Origin of the sequence: Stenotrophobium rhamnosiphilum, assembly GCF_003052265.1 — a bacterium.
In the GTDB taxonomy this organism is placed as follows: domain Bacteria; phylum Pseudomonadota; class Gammaproteobacteria; order Nevskiales; family Nevskiaceae; genus Stenotrophobium; species Stenotrophobium rhamnosiphilum.
On sequence record NZ_QANS01000004.1, the window covers coordinates 144,051 to 169,859 of the forward strand.

The 25,809-nt window shown below is 52.4% G+C and carries 22 protein-coding genes; 16 read left to right on the forward strand and 6 right to left on the reverse strand.

The features are described 5' to 3' along the window. The first annotated feature begins 3 nt into the window (after positions 1-3). The 3 genes from CJD38_RS11455 (at position 4) to CJD38_RS11465 (ending at position 5,923) form a co-directional block, all read left to right on the forward strand. Positions 4-2,151, forward strand: a complete 2,148-nt coding sequence (locus tag CJD38_RS11455; protein ID WP_107940500.1) for a PQQ-dependent dehydrogenase, methanol/ethanol family — start codon at positions 4-6, stop codon at positions 2,149-2,151. Between the two features lie 105 nt (positions 2,152-2,256). Then, positions 2,257-3,699, forward strand: coding sequence for an aldehyde dehydrogenase (locus tag CJD38_RS11460; protein ID WP_107940501.1), 1,443 nt, complete (start codon positions 2,257-2,259; stop codon positions 3,697-3,699). Positions 3,700-3,757: 58 nt separating this feature from the next. Further along, on the forward strand, positions 3,758-5,923 hold the full coding sequence (locus CJD38_RS11465; RefSeq protein WP_240783599.1) for a TonB-dependent receptor family protein: 2,166 nt from the start codon (positions 3,758-3,760) through the stop codon (positions 5,921-5,923). 9 nt (positions 5,924-5,932) lie between these two features. Here the strand turns inward: CJD38_RS11465 and CJD38_RS11470 are convergent, their stop codons facing one another. Together CJD38_RS11470 and CJD38_RS11475 are read right to left on the reverse strand one after the other, a co-directional pair. Further along, a complete protein-coding gene (locus tag CJD38_RS11470) occupies positions 5,933-6,163 on the reverse strand; it encodes a hypothetical protein (RefSeq protein ID WP_107940503.1) in 231 nt (76 codons plus the stop codon). Between the two features lie 16 nt (positions 6,164-6,179). Continuing rightward, entirely contained in the window at positions 6,180-6,335 is a 156-nt protein-coding gene (locus CJD38_RS11475; protein ID WP_107940504.1) for a DUF3309 domain-containing protein, read from the reverse strand. Between the two features lie 200 nt (positions 6,336-6,535). Here CJD38_RS11475 and CJD38_RS11480 point away from each other — a divergent pair, with 200 nt between their 5' ends. Beyond that, the gene (locus CJD38_RS11480) at positions 6,536-7,285 is read left to right on the forward strand and encodes a Crp/Fnr family transcriptional regulator (RefSeq protein WP_107940764.1); all 750 of its coding nucleotides are present in this window, start codon (positions 6,536-6,538) and stop codon (positions 7,283-7,285) included. Between the two features lie 17 nt (positions 7,286-7,302). Here the strand turns inward: CJD38_RS11480 and CJD38_RS11485 are convergent, their stop codons facing one another. Then, the gene (locus CJD38_RS11485; protein WP_107940505.1) at positions 7,303-7,680 is read right to left on the reverse strand and encodes a hypothetical protein; all 378 of its coding nucleotides are present in this window, start codon (positions 7,678-7,680) and stop codon (positions 7,303-7,305) included. A 151-nt stretch (positions 7,681-7,831) separates the two neighbouring features. Between CJD38_RS11485 and CJD38_RS11490 the strand changes: the two genes are divergently transcribed. Next, positions 7,832-8,584, forward strand: a complete 753-nt coding sequence (locus CJD38_RS11490) for a PRC-barrel domain-containing protein (RefSeq protein WP_107940506.1) — start codon at positions 7,832-7,834, stop codon at positions 8,582-8,584. 46 nt (positions 8,585-8,630) lie between these two features. Here CJD38_RS11490 and CJD38_RS11495 read toward each other — a convergent pair whose 3' ends face one another. Next, the gene (locus tag CJD38_RS11495) at positions 8,631-9,053 is read right to left on the reverse strand and encodes an OsmC family protein (protein WP_107940507.1); all 423 of its coding nucleotides are present in this window, start codon (positions 9,051-9,053) and stop codon (positions 8,631-8,633) included. 221 nt (positions 9,054-9,274) lie between these two features. Between CJD38_RS11495 and CJD38_RS11500 the strand changes: the two genes are divergently transcribed. From CJD38_RS11500 to CJD38_RS11520, 5 genes are all read left to right on the forward strand, one after another. Then, positions 9,275-10,081 (forward strand): superoxide dismutase, encoded by an 807-nt coding sequence (locus CJD38_RS11500; RefSeq protein WP_107940508.1) that lies wholly within the window; start codon positions 9,275-9,277, stop codon positions 10,079-10,081. A 235-nt stretch (positions 10,082-10,316) separates the two neighbouring features. Next, on the forward strand, positions 10,317-16,067 hold the full coding sequence (locus tag CJD38_RS11505) for an alpha-2-macroglobulin family protein (protein ID WP_107940509.1): 5,751 nt from the start codon (positions 10,317-10,319) through the stop codon (positions 16,065-16,067). After that, positions 16,064-18,214 carry a penicillin-binding protein 1C gene (gene pbpC, locus CJD38_RS11510; RefSeq protein ID WP_206362969.1) on the forward strand — a complete coding sequence of 717 codons (2,151 nt, stop codon included), beginning with the start codon at positions 16,064-16,066 and terminating at the stop codon, positions 18,212-18,214. Before CJD38_RS11505 ends, pbpC begins: the two co-directional genes overlap by 4 nt. 85 nt (positions 18,215-18,299) lie before the next feature. Further along, positions 18,300-18,791, forward strand: coding sequence for a hypothetical protein (locus CJD38_RS11515; RefSeq protein ID WP_146165975.1), 492 nt, complete (start codon positions 18,300-18,302; stop codon positions 18,789-18,791). 26 nt (positions 18,792-18,817) lie between these two features. Further along, a complete protein-coding gene (locus tag CJD38_RS11520; protein WP_107940512.1) occupies positions 18,818-19,285 on the forward strand; it encodes a hypothetical protein in 468 nt (155 codons plus the stop codon). A gap of 52 nt (positions 19,286-19,337) precedes the next feature. Here the strand turns inward: CJD38_RS11520 and CJD38_RS11525 are convergent, their stop codons facing one another. After that, positions 19,338-19,790: a hypothetical protein gene (locus tag CJD38_RS11525; protein ID WP_146165976.1), complete on the reverse strand. Its 453-nt coding sequence runs from the start codon at positions 19,788-19,790 to the stop codon at positions 19,338-19,340. A gap of 575 nt (positions 19,791-20,365) precedes the next feature. After that, positions 20,366-20,800, reverse strand: coding sequence for an RrF2 family transcriptional regulator (locus CJD38_RS11530; protein ID WP_161554219.1), 435 nt, complete (start codon positions 20,798-20,800; stop codon positions 20,366-20,368). A 132-nt stretch (positions 20,801-20,932) separates the two neighbouring features. Here CJD38_RS11530 and CJD38_RS11535 point away from each other — a divergent pair, with 132 nt between their 5' ends. The 6 genes from CJD38_RS11535 to CJD38_RS11560 all read left to right on the forward strand — a co-directional run bounded on the left by CJD38_RS11535 (position 20,933) and on the right by CJD38_RS11560 (position 25,792). Then, entirely contained in the window at positions 20,933-21,523 is a 591-nt protein-coding gene (locus tag CJD38_RS11535) for an ANTAR domain-containing response regulator (RefSeq protein ID WP_107940515.1), read from the forward strand. Between the two features lie 299 nt (positions 21,524-21,822). Beyond that, a complete protein-coding gene (locus tag CJD38_RS11540; RefSeq protein WP_107940516.1) occupies positions 21,823-22,815 on the forward strand; it encodes a DUF3034 family protein in 993 nt (330 codons plus the stop codon). 13 nt (positions 22,816-22,828) lie between these two features. Continuing rightward, positions 22,829-23,311 (forward strand): group I truncated hemoglobin, encoded by a 483-nt coding sequence (locus tag CJD38_RS11545; RefSeq protein WP_107940517.1) that lies wholly within the window; start codon positions 22,829-22,831, stop codon positions 23,309-23,311. A 134-nt stretch (positions 23,312-23,445) separates the two neighbouring features. Then, complete coding sequence (locus tag CJD38_RS11550; protein WP_240783601.1) at positions 23,446-23,898, forward strand: FMN-binding protein; 453 nt, start codon at positions 23,446-23,448, stop codon at positions 23,896-23,898. Positions 23,899-23,903: 5 nt separating this feature from the next. Then, positions 23,904-24,782: a PepSY domain-containing protein gene (locus CJD38_RS11555; protein ID WP_276307791.1), complete on the forward strand. Its 879-nt coding sequence runs from the start codon at positions 23,904-23,906 to the stop codon at positions 24,780-24,782. Positions 24,783-24,793: 11 nt separating this feature from the next. Further along, a complete protein-coding gene (locus CJD38_RS11560; protein ID WP_240783602.1) occupies positions 24,794-25,792 on the forward strand; it encodes an FAD:protein FMN transferase in 999 nt (332 codons plus the stop codon). The last annotated feature ends 17 nt before the right edge of the window (positions 25,793-25,809 follow it).

A 25,809-nucleotide genomic window follows, 5' to 3' on the forward strand; every position in this document is an offset into this window, starting at 1 on the left:
ACAATGAAAAAACAACGCATAGTCGTTGCAATGCTGTCCTGTTTATTGGTGATTGCAGCGGGCTGTAACAAGCCAGCACCTACGAATGCCAGCGCACCAGCGGCAGCCAAAGCGGTGCCGGGTGCAACTGTAGACGGCGCGCGCATTATTGCTGCCGACAGTGAACCGGGCTCTTGGTTGAGCACGGGCAGAACCTACAGTGAGCAGCGCTTCAGCCCGCTGAAAAAAATCACTGCCGAGAACGTCAGCAAATTAGGTCTGGCATGGACGTATAAGTTAGACGTTGATCGCGCGACAGAAGGCACGCCGATTATTGTCGACGGCACCATGTATGTGACTGGCGCTTATTCAATCGTTAGCGCGCTTGATCCAGTCACCGGCAAAGAACTGTGGAAGTTCGATCCGCAAGTGCCACGCGATAAAGATCGCGATGGTTGCTGTGACGTTGCCAACCGCGGCGTTGCCGTTTGGAAAGGCAAGGTTTATGTCGGCGCGTATGACGGTCGCTTGATTGCACTCGATGCTGCAACCGGTGCAAAAGTTTGGGACGTCGATACCGTTCTTGATCACAACAGAAGCTACACGATCACTGGTGCGCCGCGAATCATCAAAGGCAAAGTCATCATCGGCAATGGTGGTGCTGAGCTTGGCGTTCGCGGTTACGTCAGTGCTTACGACGCTGTAGACGGAAAAATGATCTGGCGCTTCTTCACTGTGCCGGGTGATCCAGCCAAGCCTGCTGAAGATGCGGCGATGAAGCTTGCACTGCCAACGTGGAAGGGCAAGGAGTGGTGGAGCAATGGCGGTGGCGGTACGGCTTGGGACTCGATGGCCTATGACCCGGATCTTGATCTGCTCTATGTCGGTACAGGCAACGGTTCAATGTGGAATCGCGCGGTGCGTAGCCCAGGTGGCGGCGACAACTTGTTCCTGTCGTCGATCATGGCCGTGAGACCGGATACCGGCGAATACGTTTGGCATTACCAAACGACACCGGGCGACACATGGGATTACACCGCGACGCAGCACATCATCCTGGCTGATTTGAAGTTTGGTGATAAGGTTCGCAAGGTGCTGATGCAGGCGCCGAAGAACGGTTTCTTCTACGTGATTGATCGCACCACGGGTGAATTGATCTCGGCAGAAAAATACGGCCCAGCAAATTGGGCATCGCATGTGGATATGAAGACCGGTCGTCCGGTTGAAAATCCTGCCGCTGATTGGGCGAAGAAGCCTGCGCTGGTGAGCCCGGGTCCGCTGGGTGCGCACAACTGGCAGCCGATGTCGTTCAATCCTGAAACGGGTTTGGTCTACATCCCGATGCAAGAAGCGATTGCGCTTTACGTGCCAGATCAAAAGCAGAAGTTCACGGGCAAGGGCAACTGGCATATGGGCTCGGCGCCAATCGCATTGCCTGAGAATGATGCGAAGGCATTGCAGGGCGTGATGGACATGCAGAAAGGTCATCTGATTGCATGGGACCCTGTTGCGAAGAAAGAAGTCTGGCGTCAGAGCTACGTCACCGTGTGGAACGGCGGCACTTTGAGCACGGCAGGCAATCTGGTTTTCCAAGGAACAGCAGACGGTCGTTTTGTTGCGTATGACGCCAAGAACGGCAAGAAGCTTTGGGAAACGCCAGCCAACACCGGTGTGATGGCTGGCCCTGTGACCTTTGAGATCAACGGCGAGCAATACGTCACCGTGGAAGCAGGTTGGGGCGGTGCATTCCCGCTGGCGCTGGGTGGACTTTCAGAGCCAGCAAAAGTGAAGTCGGAAGCGCGTGTGCTGACGTACAAGATTGGCGGCACACTCAAGCTCGCTCCGCCTAAGAACGAGCCAAAGATTCAGCCTAAGCAACCCACAGTAACTGCAGATGCCGCGACGATTAATAAAGGTCGCGATCTTTATAACGGTCATTGCGGCATGTGCCACGGTCCGAACACGCTTGCGGGTTCAGTCATTCCTGATCTGCGTTATCTGACGCAAGAGAAGCACGACATCTTTGCCGGCATTGTCGCTGGCGCATATCGCGCTAAAGGCATGCCTGGATTCTCTGACACGCTGAAACCGGAAGATGTTGAAGCCGTGCATCAGTACATCATCAAACGCGCTAATGATTTACAGGCTGACCTATCCGCCAAGGCGAAATAGTTCGGTTGTAGAAATCACTCACCAGTAAATTCCGAATCGAATCTGCCTGCTACTCCCGCTTACGCGGGGTGGCAGATTCGCTTCGCTCAGCGATAGGAAAAAGAAATGAGCAATTACAGCCGTAACGAATTTTTCATCGGTGGCGAATGGGTTAAGCCTTCTTCAAGCCGACGCTTTGAAATCATCAACGCCACGACGGAAGAAAGTCTGGGCTCCGTGCCAGAAGCCGTGCAGGCCGACGTTGATCGCGCAGTAGCTGCAGCGCGTCATGCTTTCGATAAATCTGGATGGGCGACCTCATCAGTTGCTGAGCGTGCCGCAACGATGGGGCGCTTTGCTGAAGCACTGACCAAGCGTGCAGATCAAATTGCTCGCCTTGTCAGCATGCAAAACGGCATGCCCTCAGCACTGGCCGCAATGTTTGAAGGCTCTCTGCCGGTTGGTCTGCTCGGTTATTACGCAGAACTTATTTCAAGTCTTCAGACTGAAGAGAAGCGTCCTTCGCAGATGGGCAAGGAAACGATTGTTACGCGCAGCCCAATCGGCGTGGTTGCAGCGATTGTGCCTTGGAACTATCCAGTGGCATTGGCGATGAGCAAGATTGCTCCGGCAATGGCCGCAGGTTGCACGGTTGTGATTAAACCTTCGCCAGGAACGGTGTTGGATAGCTATCTGATTGCAGAAGCTGCGATTGAGGCCAAGGTTCCAGCGGGTGTGATCAATTGGGTTGCAGCTGATCGCGAAGTGGGTGCGTATCTGGTTTCGCATCCGGGCGTCGACAAAGTAGCTTTCACCGGTTCGACCGCAGCAGGTCGTTTGGTTGCGCGCGCATGCGGCGAATTGCTGCGTCCTGTCACGCTGGAGCTGGGTGGCAAGTCTGCGGCAGTCATTCTTGATGATGCGGATATGAGTCAGGTGCTGGCGAATCTGCCGATGGTATCGCTGATCAACAATGGACAGACTTGCTTCAGTTGCACGCGCATTCTGGCGCCAGCGAATCGCTACAAAGATATCGTCGATGCGATTGCATCAACGGTGTCTGGCCTGACCGTTGGCGATCCGCTTGATGCTGCGACGCACATTGGTCCGATGGCATCGTCGGCGCATCGCGATCGCGTTGAAGGTTTCATCTCCAAAGGAAAAGCCGAAGGCCGTTTGGTTGTCGGTGGCGGTCGCCCACAAAATCTGAAGCGTGGCTGGTTTGTGCAACCGACTGTTTTCTCCGATGTGAACAATGAATCGCTGATTGCACGCGAAGAAATCTTCGGGCCAGTGCTGGCCGTGATTCCGTATAAAGACGAGGCCGATGCCATCCGCATCGCCAACGACACCATCTATGGTCTCGGTGGAACCGTTTGGAGCGCTGATCCTGAACGTGCTCTGCGCGTAGCAAGTCGAGTCCAGACCGGCACTGTTGGCATCAACGGTTATGCGCCATCGGTGGGTTCACCTTTCGGTGGGGTGAAGGCTAGTGGCCTTGGCCGTGAGCTGGGTCCGGAAGCGTTGTCTGGCTATCAACAGTTGAAATCGACTTATGTAATGGGTTGATTGATGGGTGCCAGTTCCTGCACCATCCCGGATTCATATCGCGAGTGATTGCCTTTAAATGTCTGATTTAAGCTCGAATGGATTCGGATGGTCTGGTTCACGTGTCGCGATGCAGATCGCAAGCGTTATTGCTGCGGGGCTTTGTATTACCAATGCTTCCGCCGCTGAACCAGCTCCGCAGGAACTTGGCACCGTCACCGTTACCGCCACGCGTATCGCAGAGACGCCTTACAACGTTCCGGCATCAATCAGCGTGGTGTCGGGCGAAACGTTTAGCAACGACACGCTCGGCGTAAATCTGTCAGAAGGCGTGCGCGCTGTGCCCGGTTTGCTGGCGCGCAATCGACAGGATTACGCGCAGGAAGAACAAGTTTCTATTCGTGGCTTTGGTGCCAACTCGACTTTCGGCATCCTCGGTGTGCGTCTTTATGTCGATGACATTCCAGCGACACAGCCGGACGGGCAGGGCGCTGTCAGCAATTTCAACTATGCCTCTGCGGATCGCGTTGAAGTATTGCGTGGACCTTTCTCAACGCTCTACGGAAATTCTGCAGGTGGCGTGATTGCGATCTACACCGCCGATGGCGCTGAAGTACCGACGATCAGTGGCGGCGCAACTGGCGGCAGTTACGGGACTTATCGTGCAGACCTAGGTACCAGCGGCACCAAAGGCATTACGGATTACAACCTTCACTTCACGCATTTCTACACCGACGGTTATCGCCAACATGCGCGTGCGCGGCGTGAATCGTTTAATGGCAAGGTTAATTTTCAGCTCAGTGAGCGCAGTCGCTTAAGTCTGCTCGGCAACTTTTTATCTGCGCCATTGGTGCAAGATCCAATGGGCCTTACTCCGGCCATGTTTGATGCCAATCCTCGTCAGGTGGCGGCACCGGCGAACACTTACAACACACGCAAAAGCACGCAGCAGGCACAGTTGGGTGCGGTGTATGAGTACAAACCCAGCGACGCGCAGAGTTTTCGTGTGCTGACCTATTACGGTCAGCGACTGATTACGCAGTTTCTCTCGATTCCAAGAGCCAATCAGTTAGCAGCGGCAAGCCCTGGTGGTGCGATTAATCTGAATAATATTTACAGCGGTGGCGATGCACGCTGGACTTATAAAAGTAATTTCTTGGAACGGCCATTTAATGTTGTGGCTGGATTGACCTTCGATAATTTCAATCAGCATCGCAAGGGCTACAACAACTTCACTAGCGTTACCGACCTTGGCGTTCAAGGCACGCTGCGTCGTGATGAGCGCAACAATGTCTATAACTTTGATCAATACCTAGAAGCAAACTGGGCGTTTGCCGAGCAGTGGTTGGCATTCGCTGGTGTTCGTCGGAGTCAGGTTAATTTCGATTCCGATGATCAGTATCCAGTCGATGTTAATCACCCAGATACCAGCGGCAGCAAACACTATGTAGCGACCACTCCAGTCGCAGGCTTGTTGTATAAAGTAAAACCTTGGATGAATTTGCACGCTTCATATGGAGCAGGTTTTCAAACGCCGACGATCGACCAGCTTTCTTATCGTCTTGATGGCAGCGCAGGTCTCAACTTTGGTTTGAAGCCTGCACGCAGCAACAATGGCGAAGTCGGCGCCAAGTTTCGTTTAGCTACGCACACGCAAGCCAATGTCGCTGTGTTTGGCGCGATCACGCGTAAGGAACTGGTAATTGCGAGCAATACCTTTGGCCGTTCGACGTATCAGAACGTCGGCAGCACGCGACGTAGGGGCGTGGAAGCGGGGCTTGATACTGAGCTGGCTACTGACTGGAAATTGCAGCTGGCCTATACCTATGTTGATGCGACAGTGCGCGAAGCCTATTTAACTTGCGCTGGCCCGGGCTGTACCACGCCGACCGTTCCGGTGGCTGTTGGTAATCGCTTGCCGGGCGTGCCGCAATCCAATGCATTCGTCGCGCTACGTTGGGGCGGTGAGACGGGTTGGCATGCGGGATTGAATGGTCAGTATCTAAGTAAGATTGCGGCCAATGACACCAACACTGTTTATGCGCCGAGCTATGGTCTGCTCGGTCTGGATACAGGTTATGTGTTTGTACTTCCGCGCTGGCGTGTCCGTACCTTTGTACGCGTCGATAATCTTCTTGATAAGAGTTATGTCAGCGCGATTAGCGTCAACGATGGCAATGGACGCTTCTACTATCCGGGTACCGATCGCACTGCGATGGCGGGCTTCAGCTTTGAGTGGAAGTAAAATCTTCCATTAGGCTTCGTCCTTGAAGGCATGTTCATGCCGCGCAGGGGGCGTCAGTATAGAAAGCTTGGCTACGATTTCTCGTATGTCCGCCGAGGCATCCATCACTCCGTGCCAGTCTTCCTTGCGCGTGCACATCATTAAATAGTCTTTCATCAGTTGAAGATCACGCTTCAACTGAACCGAGTGTTTTTCGGCGGGATCGCGTATCGGTCGAACTATTTGAGTTTCGGAGTTCATGTTGTTGCTTCCTGACTCAGATATGGCCCATCAGTAATAGGGCGAGAACGATGATGGCAACGAGGGCTAGGCCGCTGCTGGGAAAGTAGCCCCATTCTCTGCTGTGAGGCCACGCTGGTAGTGCGCCAATCAGAAAAATAATTGAAACGATTAATAGAATGGGACCGAGCATGACGTATCTCCTAAGATTGATCACTTGTAGAAATATCTATCTGGATTGTTCTCCTCAATAAGCGCGACATCGGTCTGTCATCCCACATAGCGCGTGAAAGATTTCTCCTGAAACAACTGCGCGTACGCAAGCGTACAGACGCTTAAATCGGTTGCTGTATCAATGGAAGCGACGGGATTGTGTCCACCGTTGTCGTTTTCATGCAGGCACTTCATCTTTATCGTGAGGTCTGCAAATTGTCCGCTCAATCACAGAACAACCGTTTGCTAGCCAGCCTTCCACAGCCAGAGCAAGAGCGTTTATTTCCTCACTTGGAACTAGTGTCGTTGAAGCTTGGTGAGGTCGTGTACGAATCGGGACTCGCCCTTGAGTACGCTTATTTCCCAATCGACTGCATTGTGTCTTTGTTGTATGTGATGTTGGATGGTGATTCTTCTGAGACGGCCATGGTCGGCAATGAGGGTATGGTGGGTGTTGCCCTGTTCATGGGTGGTGAAGCCACTATCGGCCGCGCAGTGGTGCAGAGCGATGGATTTGCATTCAGACTTAAGGCTGTAACCTTGAAGCAAGAGTTCAAGCGTTCCGAGGCTTTGCAGAATTTATTGCTGCGCTATGCGCAGGCCTTGCTAACTCAGACGGTACAGACGGCCGCATGTAACAAGCATCACTCTGTGCCACAACAACTCATCCGCTGGCTTCTGCTCGGGCTTGATCGATTGCCAGAAAGTAAACTGATGATGACGCAAGGGCTGATCGCCAATATGTTGGGCGTACGTCGTGATGGTGTGGGTGACGCAGTGGGCGCTCTGCAGGCGGCGAAATTAATCACTTACGACAATGGCACGATGACCGTGCTTGATCGTCCGCGTTTGGAAAAAGCCGCCTGCGAATGTTACTTCGTGGTCAAGAAAGAATTTGATCGTCTGCTGCCGGACGTTAAAGCGAGCTAGTTCAGTAGCGTCCTGCTTTATAAAGCGAGCGGCTGCTGAATAATGCAGGTTAGTAATAGTCCAAATCCTGCGACTGCAAGTAGTCCGTGGCCAATCATCAGCGCGATAGGCAGTGGTAATTGCTTCCAGTGAAAAAGCAGATTCATGACTGCGCCGCCGGCAGCAGCGATGATAAAAAATGCTAAGGCGATTTCTGCGATTTGCGGGATGCCACCCGCTACAGCGGCGTAGATCAACAGCGTCAAACCAGCGACTGCCAATAAACCATGGCCCATGGCAAGCCAAGCCGGAGGATGCGGGCGGCCACTGAGACGTATTCCTGCCATCAGCAAACCGCCAAGGGCAGCTAAGCCAAATAGCGCAGCAGCGGTTTGTAGCATTGCATAAGTTTCCATGGCTCAACCCTCACACAATGACGATGAATGTCTGGTCAATGTAATCGGACAATTCATGCATCTCAGTTCGATAGCGCACGGACAGTTCACTCAATGGTGTTGAAACTCCGAGCATAGGAGACATACACCCACAACCTCCTGGAGATGACTGATGCTATATCGCTTGGACAAACTCATCGGCATGTCTATTAGTGCGACCAACGGAGACGTCGGCAAGATTAAGGACGTCTACTTTGATGATCAGTATTGGGCAGTGCGTTATCTGGTGGTTGACACCGGGGGCTGGCTCGCTGATCGCAAGGTATTGATCTCGCCTTTTACGATCGCACATATCGATCGTGATCGCCGCGTGGTCTCCTTGAGATTAACCAAAGAACAGATCGAAAATAGCCCAAGCATCGACACTCAAATGCCGGTTTCGCGGCAACATGAAGTCGATCTCGGCGAATACTACGGCTACCCGGAATATTGGAGTGGCCTCATGCTTTGGGGTTCGGCACCATTTCCGATGATTCCGGTTGATGATGTTGTGCCCAGCAAAGTGTCTGCTGGAAACGCAGTGGCTGATGGCGATCCACACTTGCAGAGCATTAAAGAAGTGTCGGGTTATCACCTTCAAGCTTCCGACGATTCAATCGGTCATCTGGAAGACTTCTTGATTGAAGATGATAGCTGGGCGGTTCGCTATCTCGTTGTCGACACACGCGACTGGTGGCCCGGCAAGCACGTGGTGATTCCGCCGCAGTGGATTAAGACGCTAAGCTGGTCAGAGAAAACTGTGAGCGTCGATGTGACGCGAGATACGGTGAAAAGCGCGCCTGAATACAATTCAGAGATCGACTTCTCGCGTATCTATGAAGAAAGTCTTTATCAGCACTACGAACGTACACGTTACTGGGGATAGAAGCCTGATTGTGAGGGTGCAGATATTTTATCTGCGCCCAATCAGCTCAGGAAAGCGTTGCGTCGAGGGTAATCGTAGCCTTCAAGAGTTTTGATACCGGGCAATCGGCCTTCGCTTTATTCGCGATTTCTTCAAATGTCTTTGCGTCTGTTCCGGGAATGTCTGCGACAACGCTTAAATGAATCTTCGTGATTTCGTAGGCGTCGTTAACCTTTTCAAGTGTTACTTCGGCTTGGGTCTCGATTTTATTTGCAGTGAGCCCAGCATTGCCAAGCATCATCGACAAAGCCATCGAAAAGCATCCTGCATGCGCTGCGCCAATCAATTCCTCGGGGTTGGTTCCTTTGCCGCCTTCAAACCGGGCGTTGAATCCATAGGGTGCGTCTTTCAAAACACCCGTCTCGGTTGAGATAGTGCCGCCGCCTTCTTTCAGGCTGCCTTTCCAAGCTGCAGATGCTTTCTTATTCATGACGGCTCCGAATATAGATGGATCAGTGAAGTAAAAACCTTACTCATATCTGCCAACCATCTCTGTTCGTTAGCGCATACAGATTTCTTATGTGTGAACGCGAACAGACGAACTCTCATCGATGGGCGAGGCTTGTTTCACTTGCATGAATTACACAGCAAGCCTATCGAATCTAAGAGATGACACGGATGTTGAATGCCGTGTGTCGCAGGAGTCGCGCCATGAAACATGTTCTTCCCGATCTTCCTTATGCAGTTGACGCTTTAGAGCCTCATATCGATCAACGCACGATGAAGCTGCATCACGATATGCATCATGCGTCATACGTGAAGGCTCTCAACAAAGCGTTGGAAGAAGCCCCAGAACTTCAAAGTCAAACCGCCGAGTGGTTGTTGATGAACTTGAATGAAGTTCCTGAAGCGATTCGAACAGCCGTTCGCAATAACGCCGGCGGCCACGTCAATCACGGCATGTTCTGGCGCTCGATGGACGCCAGTGGTGGCGGTTTCCCATCCGGCCCGCTGTTAGCTGCTATTGATCGTGATTTCTCTGGCTATGAAAATTTCAAGGCAGAATTTGAAAAAGCTGGAACAAAGCTCTTTGGTTCAGGCTGGGCTTGGCTCGTTGTGGACAAGCGCGGCAACGATAAGCTTCAGATCCTCGCGACCAGTGGCCATGACAATCCCTTGTCATCGGGCTATCACCCGCTGTTGCTAAACGATGTTTGGGAACACGCGTATTACTTGAAGCATGAGAACCGGCGTCCCGAGTACCTGAAGAATTGGTGGGCTATTACGAACTGGCCTGAGGTTGAGCAGCGTTACCAGCAGTTCCAGCAGCAGGAGCCAGCACAGTCTTCTAAGACGCCGCCGCCAAAGATTGATGCCGATTTGAAGCAGGCGCTACATGAAACCGCTCAAGAGCAGATTCATGAGGTAATGACCAAGCGTGAAGCTAGCAAGCTGGTTGTTAAAGAAAAATCCGTGACTTCCGGTAAAAGTCATTCTGTGAATGGAAAGTCTGGGTAAGTCACCTCATGGATAACTGTCATCCCTAAAAGATGCCTGTCTGTTCGCCTGTTTAGGCGGGCGGGCAGTAAGGCTTTTAAGTGGGCTGTCGCTTTTTTTCGATTGCCCTTAACTGAAAGACATACTTCTCAACAGATTGCCCCAATCCTGAGGTAAATTAGTCTCTCCAACCCCTAAAAATAAACCTGACCGTGGCAAGAAAAATTGCATTACCGGTTAGTGCATGGTGGAGAGAATGAAAAACAACAGTCATTTAGTGGCGCTCTGTGCTTTGCTGTTTCCACTTGTTGCCTTTTCAGCGCAAGTAGAGACGTTCTCTCCTCAGGGTGAGATCAAGAAAGTTCGTCAGGTTGCTGCCCGATTCTCCGAGGACGTTGTTAAGTTTGGCGATCCACGGCTTGCAGCGCCATTCAAGATTGACTGTTCCGCTGCAGGTGCCGGACGCTGGGCTGATGGCCGCAACTGGGTCTACGATTTTAAGCAAGACATGCCAGCGGGCATTTCATGCCAGTTCACGGTATTGCCTGATTTCAAGGATCTCTCTGGAAGTCCCTTAACTGGCGACTCCACGTTCTCCTTCAATACTGGCGGGCCTGCCATCGTGCGTGCCTTACCTAGCGATGGTGATGAAAGCATTGATGAGAACCAGATATTCATTCTTTCACTCGATGCGGCTGCGACTTCTGCATCTGTTGGTAAAAATGCATGGTGCGAAGTTGATGGTGTAAATGAGCGGATTCCTGTTCGTGTACTGCGTGATCAAGAACGCAAGAAAGTTTTGGCGCAACGCCGACTGCTGGGATACGAGTATCTGAATCTGTTCATTGTGCGAGATGCAGACGGCCAGCTTCTGGGTCGAGGCAAGCTTCAAACTCAAAAGCAACTTGATGACGGCGAGAAGAAATTCGCTGTTGTTCAATGCCGTCGTCGCTTGCCCGCTGCGCACCAGATTAGCTTGGTGTGGGGAAAAGGTATTGCAACGTCGGATGGCGTGCAAACTTCTGATGAGCAGCGCTTTGGTTATCAAGTGCGGCCAGAATTCACGGCTCGCTTTAACTGCCAGCGTGCCAATACCAATGCGGGCTGTTTGCCAATGCTGCCGGTCTCTTTGAGTTTCTCGGCACCGATTTCACGCAATCTGGCCAATGGCATTGCGCTTGTTGCAGCCGATGGAACTCAATTCAAGCCAGAAGCTATCAAGGAAGATCGCGTTGAGGCGGTGACCTTTAAAGGGCCTTTTGCTGAGCGCGCCAAGTACAAAATTGTTTTGCCACTTGATATCAAGGATGACGCGGGCAGAAAGCTCTCCAATGCCAAGCGCTTTCCACTGGAAGTGGCGACTGATGAAGCGCCACCACTGGCAAAGTTCTCGGGGCAGTTCGGAATCCTTGAGTTGAATGAGGGCGGCGTACTGCCTGTTTCCTTGCGTAATCTCGATGGCGCTCCCAAGGGAGCAGTCAGCATTGCGGCACGCAGTCGCCGGATTGAGCGTGAGCAAGATATTTACGAATGGATTAGTCGTATACGCAAAGCCACCCAGAGTGAATGGAGTGATGGCGGCGAAATACTGCCGGGAACCAATTCAGTATTGAAGGGCGACCCGCAGGCTAAGTCTTTGCCAGTGATTAAGCCACTGGGTGCGCGAGCGTTTGAAGTCGCGCCTATTGATCTTAAAAATGCGGGCCTCTACGTTGTGGAGCTGGAGAGTCCAAAACTAGGCCAGGCGCTACACGGCAAGAACAAACCTTATTACGTTCCAACGATGGCGCTGGTGACGGATCTGTCCGTGCATTTCCAGTGGGGTCTGGAATCATCAAGTGTGTGGGTCACGCGTTTGCATGATGGATCTTCGGTGAGTAATGCCACTGTGTCAGTGTTCAATGCCTGCAGTGGTGCTGTTTTGTGGAAAGGCCAGGCTGATCGCAATGGCATCGCGCGCATTACCGAAAGCTTGCCACCACCGCGCCAGTGGGTCAGTTGTACCGGCGGCTCATCGCCAGAGCTTTTGGTTAGCGCGCGTGAAGGTAGCGATTTCAGTTTTGTACTGAGTTCATGGAATGAAGGCATTGCGCCATCGGACTTCGGCAATATCGCCAGTAGTCTCTACGGCGATGCGCAGAGTTATAACCACACAGTGCTTGATCGCGCCTTGTATCACGCAGGCGAAACGGTTTCGATGAAGCACTATGTGCGTGAACCAACCAGCAGTGGTTTGCGCCTGCCCAAGGCAATGCCGAATCAGTTGGTGATCATGCATGAGGGCAGTGGCAAGACTTTTGAGCTGCCGCTAAAAATGGATGCGATCGGTATTGGTGAGAACCAATGGGTCATTCCCAAAGATGCGCCACTGGGCATTTATCAGATGAGCCTGAAGCAGGGCAATACATCGATTAACAGCGGTCAATTCCGCGTTGAGCAATTCAAGTTGCCAACGGCGCGCGCCCAGATTCAGATTCCAAAAGCGCCGCTTGTGGCTGCACGTTCTGCAACGCTAGATCTGCAAGTGAATTATCTCTCTGGCGGTGGTGCGGCCAATTTGCCAGTCAAGCTTCGTACGCTGGTGCAACCGCGCGCCGTCAGCTTCAAACACTACGACGAATTTAGTTTTGGTGGAGAAGCCGTACGTGAAGGCTTGGTGGAAACTTCTGAAGGTGGTGCTTTTGACGAGTTCGACGATCAGGGAACGCGTGCTACAGGCCAGCAAGCTCAGCCCGCGCAGACCATTCCACTGACCTTGGACAAGATGGGTGCCGCGCGAGTAACGGCGCCGATTCCTTTGGTGAAGAGCGCGCAAGAGTTGCTGACCGAAATGGAATACAGCGACCCCAATGGTCAGATCTTGACGGTGGCTCGCCGTGTTCCGCTCTGGCCCTCAGCTGTCACTGTCGGATTGAAAACCGAAGGCTGGGTTTCTTCCAGTGACAACGTCAACGTGCGTATTGCGGTGCTGAATACAAAAGGCGTTCCGTTATCCAAGGTTCCGGTTAACGTTGAAGTTTTTCAGCAGGAAACGCATTCGTATCGCAAGCGTTTGATTGGTGGTTTCTATTCTTACGCTCACACACGCAAGATCAAACGATTGCCGATGACCTGTGCGGCGACTTCCGATGAATTGGGTATGGCGACATGCCACTTCGCGCCTGGTGTCTCCGGTGAAATTGTTCTGCAAGCCAAGGCACGTGATGCCAAGGGTAAGGAAACACGCTCGGTATTGTCGGTATGGGTGGCGGGCAAAGACGACTGGTGGTTCTCGCAGCAGGCGAATGACCGCATGGATTTGCTGCCAGAGAAAAAAGAATATCAACCCGATGAAGTCGCGCGCTTCCAAGTACGCATGCCATTCCGCAGTGCGAATGCGTTGGTCACGGTTGAGCGTGAAGGCGTGCTTGAACAGTTCGTGACCAAGCTCGACGGTGAGAAGCCCATCATTGAAGTACCGCTGAAGGGCAGCTATGCGCCAAACGTTTTTGTGTCTGTGCTTGCAGTGCGCGGTCGACCTACGGATGGTTGGCTGCAGAATCTTGCCGTGGCTGCGCGCGGATTCCTTGCCAAGCTACAACCGGTAAAACCTGAGCCAGCATCAAAATATCTGGCCGCGCCGCCAACTTCTTTAACGGATCTTTCGAGACCGGCGTTCCGTTTGGGTATCGCCAATATTTCAGTCGGACTCAAAGCGCATCGACTACAGGTTGATGTCAGTCCTGATAAACCGACCTATCAGATTCGCGACAAAGCCACTGTTGTTGTGACCGTTAAAAAGCCTGATGGTCAGCCAGCCAAAGGCGGCGAGATTGCATTCGCTGCCGTCGATGATGCTTTGTTGGAACTTCAGCCGAACGACACTTGGAATATTCTGCAGGCCATGATGGCGCCACGACCTTTATCGGTGCTGACGTCTACTGCGCAGCTTCAAGTCGTCGGTAAACGTCAGTATGGTCGCAAGACTGCGCCGCCGGGCGGTGGTGGTGGTCGCTCCGGCGCGCGTGAAGTTTTTGACACCTTATTGTTATGGAAAGGTCGCGTGAAGCTGGACAACCAAGGGCAGGCGACAATTCCTGTACCGCTGAACGACGCCTTGACCTCATTCAGACTTGTGGCGGTTGCAAGTTTGGGCACTGGGCAATTTGGTACAGGTACTGCATCGATACGCACGCATCAGGATCTGGAACTAGTTCCTGCAATGCCCGTTGTCGTACGTGAAGGTGATCAATTCCGCGCGGCATATACCGTTCGCAATGCGACGAATGCCGCGATGCACACCTCCGTCAATGCGACGATGCAAGGCAATTCCTTGCCTGAGCGTGTGTTGGATATTCCTGCAGGTGAGGCGCGTGAAGCGAGCTGGGATATCACGGTTCCGATCAATAGCCGTGAACTGGTATGGGAAGTTCGTGCAAACGCTGGAGCGGCTTCGGATCGCGTCAAGACGAAACAGACGGTGATGCAGGCCTATCCCGTTCGTGTCTATCAAGCGACACTGACGCAACTCGATAAGCCGTATCAGTTGTTTGTACAGCGCCCAGAAGATGCCGTGCCCGGGCGCGGTGGCATTCATGTTGAGTTGATGAGTCAGCTCGGCGGTTCGCTTGATGGCGTGCGCGACTACATGGGTGTCTATCCATGGAATTGCATTGAGCAGCGTCTATCACGTGCGATTGCAATGGGTGACGCTATTGCTTGGGAGAGCGTGAAGTCAGACATGCCCGTGTTTCTGGATCGCGATGGCCTGCTGCGTTATTACCCGGCGCAGTGGCTTGATGGCAGCGATGCATTGACCGCCTATGTCCTCGCGATCACGCATGAAAAGAAATGGGAGATTGCAGCCGATCCTCGCAAGCGCATGATCGATGCGCTGCAGGCATTCGTGCAAGGTCGCCTGCAACGTGGCAATCCGTTGAATCGTGAAGACCAGACCGAACGTAAGCTCGCTGCTCTAGAAGCTTTGGCTCGTTACGATGCCGTGCAGCCTGAATGGGTCAATGTGTTGCAGTTCCAGCCGAATCTGTTGCCGACTTCCGCGCTACTGGATTGGATTGGTGTGCTGCAACGCGTGCAAGGTATTGAGAAGGGCGATGAGCGTCTCAAGCAGGCATTGCAGATTCTGCGTTCGAGAATCAATTTCCAAGGCACGATCATGACGTTCTCGACTGAACGTGATGATGCCTGGTGGTGGTTGATGGCCAGTGCTGATCGCAATGCGAACATTGCTGTGCTGCGGGTTCTGAATACACCAGAGTGGCAAGCCGATCTGCCGCGCTTGTGGCGTGGTGCATGGCAACGTCAGAAGCGTGGTCATTGGGATACCACGCTGGCGAATGCATGGGGCGTTTTGACCGCTCAGCGATTCGCTGAGAAATTCCAGAAGGAGCCAGTGCAGGGTTCTGTGCAGGCTGCAATGGGTGAAGAGAAGAAACAGCACGACTGGAAATCTCCCAGCGGAGAAATAGATTTTGCATGGCCGGAAGGCGCGGCGAATCTATCGCTGACGCAGAACGGTAGTGGTGCACCTTGGGCCATCGTGCAATCACGCGCAGCGATTCCGCTGAAGCAGCCGCTGTCGACCGGATACCGCGTGGAGAAAACCATTACGCCTGTGGAAGTGAAGGGCAAGGGCTATGCGCGCGGTGATGTGTGGAAAATTCGTCTCGACATCGATGCGCAATCAGATATGACTTGGGTCGCCATCGACGATCCGGTGCCGCCCGGTGCGATGATTCTCGGTTCTGGCCTTGGTGGTGATTCAGCACTCTTCGCTCGTGGACAAAAGCGTGATGGTGCTGCTTGGCTCGCGTACGAAGAGAAACGTCAGGACAGCTACCGCGCGTATTACGAGTACGTTCCAAAAGGGAAATTCAGTTTGGAATACACCATTCGTTTGAATACGCCGGGTGATTTCCAGATGCCGACGACTCGCGTCGAAGCCATGTATGCACCGGAAATGTTTGGTGAACTACCGAACCCTCCACTCAAGGTTCAATCGCCTTGAGAAAAAGGTTCATCGCGTTTGGTGCAGTTGCGGTATTGCTGGCTCTTGGTTTTACGAGTTGGTACCTGACTGCGCCACCGTCACCACCCGATTTCGCGCAGGTGAAGAAGGATTACCAACCTTCTGATGCTTGGCTGTTGGATCGTCATGGCGATGTGCTGGCACAGGTTCGCATGGAATACGGGCGACGCTGTGTCGGTTGGGTGCCACTCGATCAAATCTCTCCAGCAGTAATTGATCCGGTGCGGCAGGCTGAAGATCATCGATTTGATACGCATGGTGGCGTCGATGGCATTGCGCTACTCGGCGGTCTGCGTGATTACGCGCTGCACCGTATTCGTCGTGGTGCCAGCACGATCACAATGCAGCTGGCAGCGAAAATTGATCCTGAGTTAATGGCTCAGCGTGGCCGTCGCGGGCTCAAACAAAAATGGCGACAGATGCGTGTGGCTTGGCAGATTGAATCGTCGTGGACCAAACCGCAGATACTCGAAGCCTATTTCAACCTCGTCAGTTTTCGCAGTGAATGGCTGGGCGTGCAGACTGCATCGACGGCCATGTTTGGAAAGTCGGCGGCACATTTGAATCGTTATGAAGGCGCAGTACTCGCAGCATTGCTGCGTAACCCGGCAGCCAATGCGTCGGTGATTGCTGCACGTGCTTGCCGCATTGCATCGGAGACTAACTGCCAGCCTTACATGCAAGTGGCGACGAGTGCTTTGGTCAGGGGACTCAAGCCATTGATGAGCGAAACATTGGCACCGCATCTTGCGCGTGCATTGGTTCATCGTGGTGGCGAGCGTGTCAGCAGTACGGTCGATCTCGCAACTCAAAACCTTGTCTACGCTGCGCTCGCGACGCAACTGTCTGCGCTCTCAGCAGCCGAAGTTCGCGATGCGGCCGCTGTTGTATTGGATAACGAGAGCGGCGATGTACTCGCTTATGTCGGAAGTGCAGGGCCTTCCTCAACCGCGTGGGCTGTTGATGGCGTGAATGCGCTGCGTCAGGCCGGCTCCACACTCAAACCATTTTTATACAGTCTGGCTTTTGAGCAACGCTTGTTGACGCCAGCGTCGTTGTTGGATGACAGCCCTGTAAATCTGGAAACCGGCGCGGGTCTCTACATTCCCCAAAACTATGACCATGAATTCCGTGGCCACGTGAGTGTTCGTTCAGCGCTGGCGGGATCTTTGAATGTGCCAGCAGTACGCACCTTGTTGCTGGTGGGCTTGGAGCCGTTCCGCGATCGTCTGCACGATATTGGTTATCGAAATGGTCTGACTGAATCGGGAGAGTTCTATGGCTTCTCGCTGGCGCTGGGCGCTCCGGAAGTCAGTTTGCTAGAGCAAGCGAATGCTTATCGAACCTTAGCGAATGCTGGACGTTGGTCGCCTGTTCGTCTGCGAGCTGGCGATGAACGCGCTACATCCACTCAGATCATTTCGCCTGAATCAGCTTACCTCGTTGGCAGCATCTTGTCGGACAATGGTGCCAGAGCCGCAAGCTTCGGTTTGGATTCACCTTTGTCGACACCATTCTGGAGCGCAGTCAAAACCGGCACTAGCAAGAACATGCGAGACAACTGGTGCATTGGGTACACAACGCGTTATACCGTTGCAGTGTGGGTCGGTAACTTTGAAGGCGATCCAATGCACAACGTGTCTGGCGTCACTGGCGCTGCACCTGCGTGGCTAGAAATCATTACAGCCTTATCACGTGGTAGCGAACCAGCATCGCCTAAGGCGCCATCCGGAATCGTGCAATCGCGCATCACTTTTCATGATCACGAAGAACCAGCTCGTAATGAATGGTTCATTGATGGCACCGAGCTTAGTGAGATTCGTGCAACGCCTACCGGTTTGGGGCGCGCACATATTCGAGCGCCCGCTAACGGCATGATCGCAGCGTTGGATCCGGATATTCCCGTGGCACATCAGAACGTTCTTTTTGAAGCAGAGGGTGCTGATAACGCGCGCTGGGTCCTAGACGGGCGCGACATCGGCATGGCGTCAAAGAAGCAGCTCTGGGTTCCGCGACCCGGACGGCATCGATTGCAAGTGCTGTCTAAGGACGGAAAAGAAGTTGATGCAGTGTCCTTTGAAGTGCGCGCGACAGTTAGTGAGAAAAGAGGTCCTATCAATCGATAGCGGACGAGATTGATAGCAAAGCGTGATCTGCGCCTAAATATGGCATGCAAAATGCTTATTTGATTGCTCCTGACGGAGTGAATCAATGAAGAAGGCTTTTGTTCTTATTGTTCCTGTGTGCTTAGTGTCTTGCGCGACTGTGGGCGGTTATCTCAACGGTGCGTACAACGCTGATGCTTTCCCGCCACTTGATGCGCCTGCGGATAAGGTTGCGCTCGTGAGTCGATCAACAGTGGGCAATCCTGAGAATGTGTTGGTGTCGGTCGATGACAATCCAATCAGGGTGAATCCTCAAGGTAGCGGCCACGGAATGTGGGCGCCGCAAGTGGCGTTGCCACCGGGTACACATGAAGTGATGGCGGGTTGGCGTCGCCCTGGCATGTATTCGCCAAGCGGCTGGCAGTGCAAAACAGATTTTCTTGCTGGGCATCAATACTCCATCGAGTATGCGGTGACTCGCGATGGCAAGAATAGCGATGCATGGATTGCCGATTTGAATGACAACGCCACGCGCATCGCATGCACCCCCTATGTCAGCCCAAAGAAACAACCGGGATGGCCGTTCAATCCCGCCTGAACAAATTTCACCTGAGTAGAATTTAAATGGACAAGCTCAACGAGATGCTTTTTTCGCTGCAGAGATTCCAGATTCTGGCGCTCTACACGAGTACCGCTGCCGAAAGAACGGTAAGTGACGCCTATGCTTATGCGTGGGCTGAGAGCGCTTACCCTTTACTGCATGAGTCCGCTTCCTGGCACAAACCGTACGAGGATTCTTTTGCGATTACGGCTGCGCAGATGAAGGAGCTCTACGCTTACTTGTCTGCCGTATGGGAATCAAAGAAGTCCGTTACGTTTTTTCAGATGGAAGATCACTACGGCATCAAGGGCAGCAAGCGCCCGGGTCCGGTGTGGAGTCAGCCGAGTTTGATTCTTGCTTGTCGATATTTTTATCTGTACCAGAAGTTTGATTCTGCGTTCTGGTCTGCCTTTTTATCAGGCAGTCAGTGCCCGATTGAAGCAGAAACGATTGCGCGTAAGTTTGACGCTGGCGATATTCACTTCGAGTAATTATCTAGCGCACCGAATACGCAATGTATTCGGTGCGCGCCAGATGTGTGCGCTAAGGCGCTGTTACAACCATCCAGTTGCCGCCTGAGAGTTTGAAGGTTGCTTTAGCTGGACGATAACCCTTGTCGACGCCACCACTGGCTCGCCAGCCGTCCAAATTGGACTTGAGCTTCTTGAACATCATCGAAGGCGATTGCAGCTTGGTGTAGTCATTGAGCCAGGCGACTGAAAGATTATTGTCGAACACGCGATCATGCGTGTATTCCGCTATCGCCTCGTCGCCTTTATTAATAATGCGCGTGACGGTGGGCTTGTAGCTGCAGATTTGTTTGCCTTCGATATCCGCGAAAGTTGGATTGCCCTGCGTGGTGTAGTAGCTGCCACAGTCAGTTGCCATCACAGGTTTGAGCAGCTCTTCGGCTTTCGCTGTACTCAATTCATCGGCGATGCAGACGCCGCTCATCATGATGCTTGCAAGGGTGCATGCTGATACGAATGCTTTCACGTGAATCACCTCAGTTCTTTAGAGTGGGTTATTCGCGCCGTTGCGAAGCATCGGAGACTTAAGGTCTACCGGTAGAACTTGCATAGCAATTATCAAGCCAGTCTGAAATTGCCCATATAACTAAATCAGTGCGATTTTCCGCACTGTGAAGATGCACTCATTGAATGTGATGACGCTGATGATTGGATGGATGTTGGCGGATGACATGCAAGTTCATCCAGGAGTGCCATCGATGAAGAGATCTGTGCGACGCAGGCGGTGACCGTTGCGACAAAAAGAAGCAGTCGCAAATACAGGCCATATTGATCTGGTGTTGATGATTCCATAACTGACACCTCGCATCGGGAAAATCGAAATCCCAGAACGCTACGTAACGCTCACGTTCTGGCTGTTATGCCTTTGACGTGGACGTCGGTGTCCATTAATGGCCGGCTTCGGCCAATGCAATCACAAGTTAAAAGTTGTGATACGTATGAAATATAGGAGCAATCGCTATGCCAAGTTTAGACGGGCATAGATAAAGTCGCGGAGGACTCTAAACAGCTAAACACCTAGAGAAAAAGCCGCCTAATGATTTAGGCGGCGCGCATGATGTGTTCTAGACGGACCAATGTTGGCCCACGCAAAACATCAGCGATTGTGTACTTCCGAAGTTCATCAAGAAAACTTTGTTCGGCGCGATCGAGTGCACCTTTAAGTGCACAGCCTCCGTGCAAAGGGCAGGGGCCGCGTTTGCAGTCAGCCATTGCACCAACACCTTCCATCGCTGCAACAACATCGCCAACGCGTAGGGTATTCGCAGGAACAGCGAGCTTTAATCCGCCATATCTGCCACTGACAGAATCGACATAACCTAATTTGCGTAGGCCCTGTGCAACTTTGTGCATGTGGTGTGCGGATACGTTGTAGCGCTCAGCAATCTTTGCTGCGCTGACAGGTTTACCGTCGCGTATACCAGCGAGATAAACCAAGAGACGTAATGAAAAATCGGTGTAAAGGGAAAGGCGCACTAGCGTTCCCAAATGGTCGAGTTGGGAGATTTTACCCTTAAATCACAAGTAAATTTTTGGCTTTCTGTGTAAATGGCCAAACATGGCATTTCATTTGCTACGTATTAGATGGTGGCAAAGGGGGGGCTGTGAATGGAACTCGCACATACAAAATTTAGGGTAATGCTGGTTGATGACCATCCAGAGCGCATGCAGATGCTGGAGCAGGCGTTGGCTATTGAGCAGCATGTCATCGTTGCAAGGCTGGATTCACGGGCGGATTTGGCTATTGAAGTGAATTTGCACAAACCCGAGATCATTTTTATTGATGTTGATGCACCGGGAAGGGCAACGCTGGAGTCTCTGGCGCAGATCAACAAGCTACGACCACTGCCGGTTGTGCTTTGTGCTGCGCGTAGTGACTCCGAAACGGCTCGGCGTGTGGTTGATGCAGGGGTCAGTGCTTATGTCGTCAATGGTCTGCAGCCAGAGAGAGTCAGCGCTTTATTAGAGGTGGCTGTTGCACGATTTGAAATGCAACAGACCTTAAGACTTGAGTTGGACGCTGCACGAACGCGCCTTGCTGATCAGCGCGATATCGAAAAAGCGAAAGGCTTATTAATGAAGCGTCGCAATCTCGATGAGGCTGGTGCTTTTGCACTTTTAAGGCGCATGGCAATGGATCGGCAACAAAAAATCGGAGATTACGCGCGCGCTCTTTTGAGTGCGGCAGATGTTCTGTAACGCAATTTGTAGATGTTGATTACGCACGATTAGAGACGCACTGAACCAATGCGTTTCACGTTATGCCTAGGAAAGATTGAGTAATTTTCAAAGTAAATTCTATCTTGGCATGGCGATTGCTTAATTAAACTCGTGAACCTCTACTGGGGTCATATGCAGCAAAAAAGAATTGGCCAATGACGCCTAATTCTTTTCGGACATCGACGTCCACGTTTCTGGCACAGCAGCCAGGCACGTGGACGTTTTTTTTTGCTTTGCAGTTACGCAGTTCGAAACTGGCTATTAAAAGGAGTTAGGTAATGAAAGGATTAATTGGGGTTAACCGGTATTTGCCTTCGTGTGCGGCGTTGCTCGCGTTATCGGCTGCACTATTCAGTGCTGGTGCATGGGCAGATTTGTACAACGATGGAAAAGTGCTAGCCACAGGCGGCGTTAGCATGACGGACGGCGCTGGCGGTGGCGGTATTACGCCGTGGGCAACGATCACAGGTTACGGCACGCGCGATGGTATCAACGGCGACGTGCACTACACCTACGTGAACCTGCCGAACTACGCGTTGAACTCTATCGGTGGTGCGGTCGGACTGTGGGATCGTGTTGAGTTGTCATATACCAATGACGTTCTCACCACGGGTAGCACCTTTAACACGGTTGGTCTTCTCACTGACACGCTCGGACTTCCTACCGGCATTGCGCCTTGGAACACGACGATCAAGATGGATGTCTTCGGTGCAAAGGTTCGCGTGTTTGGCGAAGCAATTTACGATTCCGACAACTTGATCCCTCAGGTCGCGGTCGGTGGTTTCTACAAAATAAACCACAACCGAGCACTGCTGAAGACGCTACAGGCTAGCAAGTCGAAAGATTGGGAAGCCTACATCGCAGCGACGAAGATCTTCTTCCCGATCAACACGCTGGTTAACGTCACTCTGCGTTACACCGCAGCAAATGAAACTGGCCTCACAGGTTTCGGCGGCCCCAAGGGTAACAAGCGCGAAATCCGTCCAGAAGTTTCGCTGGCTTATCTCCTGAACAAAGGCACTGCTATCGGTGTTGAGTATCAGAAGCATGGCGGCAACCTTGAAGGCCAGAGCGTTGATCTGAACGGCGTCGTTGTTCCTGGTGATTTGCTCGGCTCGCTGACGCAACACGAAAGTGACTGGTACGACGCATTCATTGCTTTCTTCCCGAGCAAGAACCTGTCGATCACCATGGCTTACGCAATGCTGGGCAACATCACGCTAACGCCTAACCAGAGCGGCTACTACATCTCGTTGCAGGCTAGCTTCTAAGAAGGAGATTCTCATGAAATCTTTAAAAGTCATTACTCAGATCGCTGCATCAGCAATGCTCTTGTTCGCTGCGGCTCAACCGGCACTTGCAGCTCAGGATCCTACGGGCAGCAAGCAAACCACGTATCCAGGAATTTCTTCCGATGCACTGGAAAAGTTCGGCGGAGAAGCGGGCGTTCATAACTGGGTTGAAGCACTGTTCTACTACATCATGCTCGACAACCGCATCAACAAGATCTTTATCGAGCACGGAAATGTGGCACGACAGATTGCGTTGAACACGCAGTTGGAACAGATGGTTCTTGGTGGTGCGGTTCAGTATGAAGGCGCAAGCATGAGCGCCGCTCACGCGGACCTCGGCATCACGCTGACCCAGTTCAACGCGGTTGTTGAAGCTGCATACAACGCGTGCGAACGCGTCAACACACCGTACTCAGTTTGCAACCAACTCATTGCCGCACTGGCGCCGTTCGAGCGGTCAATCGTTACCCGCTAAATCTGCGCTGCCATTAAAACACCATAAGGATTTAAGCCATGGCAAATCAGCATTCCCTATTCCCCCATCGGAGCAAGTCCGATGGGGTTTCTTTTGACTCAAGGAGAGCGTTCATTCGCTCCACCTTCGCAGTCTTGGCATCGACTTTATTGGCGCCGATGGCACGTGCAGGTGAAAGTTTATGGACGACGTATCAGACGCCCGCAGCGTTTGTTGCTGAAGCGTTTCGTGGAAGCCCACCACCTCCAAAAGTGATCAGCGGTCCAACAGGTCCGGTGCACTACTGGCGTGCAAATGGACGCACTGCTTGGGTTATTGAAGACCTAGGCAAACAAGGCTATCAATTAACGACAGCCGGATTCATCGTGAAAAATGGTGCAATTGAATCTGCCAAGGTTCTCGTATATCGCGAATCTCGCGGCGAACAAGTTGCAGAACCATCTTTCCTTAAAAAATTCTTAGGTGCTCGCCTTGCAGGCGGGAAACTTGATCGCAATATCGACAATATTTCTGGCGCGACACTTTCAGTGCAAATGATGCAACGCATGGCGAGCACCGTTTTGGCGCTGGATGCTCGTGCCGGATGACGGACATGCCGGAACACAGTGTTAAGCACAAAAGTTCTTTTAGAAGTGTGACGACAAGGTGGCGTACGCGATGGACTATGCCGGCGAAAGAATCTCGTCCGGCGCAGCCCAAACGAACGCTGACTGCAACGCTACGTGAATGGCATAAACGAGCTGGGCTTGGTGCATTCTTGTTCATGGGCTGGCTCGGTATTAGCGGCGTCATGCTCAATCAGAGTGCAAGCTGGGGACTCGATGCAGCACGCGTTGATTGGACCTGGCTGATGGCGGTGTATGGACTGCATGCACAGTCGCCCGAAACTGGATTTATCGCAGGTGGACATTGGTTGGCAGTGTCTGGCGAGCATTCCGTACTTGATGGAAAGCTTTTGTCGATGCCAGTTAAATCGCCTACAGGCATTGTGGTGATTGGCGAGAGTGCAAATCAAAAGTTGGTTGTAGCAACTTATGACAGTGTGTTGTTGCTGAATCCAGACGGCACGCGCATTGATGAGCTGCAAGCCGGACTGATGCTGCCTGTTAGTGCAATTCAACGCATTGGTACCGCAGAGAAAAACTCTGCGATGGTTGTGATCGAAGACAAAGGCTTATACGGTTCTATCGACGGTGAGAGTTGGACCAAGTTGCCATCGAAAACAACGGTGAATTGGGCTCAGCCTGCAACATTAACAATGACACAGCGTCAGCAATTCGAAGAGTATGCACGCCCATCTGTGGCTGTGGAGCAATTGCTGATTGATATGCATAGCGGCCGTTTGTTCGGACGTTTCGGTCCATACGTTATTGACTTGGTTGGTTTGGGTGCACTTTGGCTCTCGATAAGTGGAGTCTGGATGATGTGGCGCACCAATCAAGCACGTAAACGTAATGTCGTAAGACGTTGAGTGCCGACCCTTTGAAACTGCTACGAGGAAGCAACGCTCGGTTAATTGATCAGCGCTTCCTCGCGATGGGGACTGAGATCAGTGTGAAGTTGGTCTGTGGACATCGATCTCAACGTAACGACGCCTTGCTGGCGATACAGAACGTTACTGAATTGATGCATGCCTTTAGTCGAGAGGCTTGGGCATGGGGCGATGGGGCGCTCTCGAAATTTAATTCAGCACTCAGTGCAGGTGGAACACCCAAGGTTCCCTACGGTCTGCGCGAGCTATTTACCAAGGCTTGGAAGATTCATCAGCAATCAGGTGGATTGTTTGAGCCTCGAGTTGCGAAGTTAGTGCGGCTATGGGGTTTTGATGACGTTGCGAGATTGCGCGACAGTCCGCCAACGTCTTCTGAAATTGAAACCTTGCTGCGCGCTATGAGTGCAGCGCCCAACTTTACTGGTGCAATGTATTACGGTCCGGCGCCGAATGTCTCTTGGGACTTTGGCGGAATTGGCAAAGGGTACATCGTCGATAAAGCATTAGATATTTTGCGCAAGCATCAGTTTGGAGATGCTGTAGTCGATGCCGGTGGAAATCTCGCTGCGCGTGGTGCACATCACTCGCGACCATGGCGCGTCGCGATTCGAGATCCACGTTCGTCGCAGGATCCGAGACGATTACTTGCCTCGCTAGAAGTTTTTAACGAAGCGGTGATCACTCATGGAGATGATCAGCGCTACTTCGAATTTGAAGGCCGCCGCTATTCGCACATCTTGCATCCGAAGACGGGAGTCCCTGTGCAGGGATTCCGTTCGCTCACGGTGGTGCATTCCGATGCAACCCTCGCGGATGCAGGTGGAGCTGCTTTGTTTGTGGCGGGCCCGGATTCATGGCGGGCACTCGCCAAGAAGCTCGATATCGATCAAATCCTGATTGCTAAAGACAATGGCGTTATTCAAGCAACATCTGCATTGGCGCGACGCTTGTCTGTAGAGCCTGATGTTCGAATTGAAGTAATCGATTAAGGCCAAAAAAATTCTCG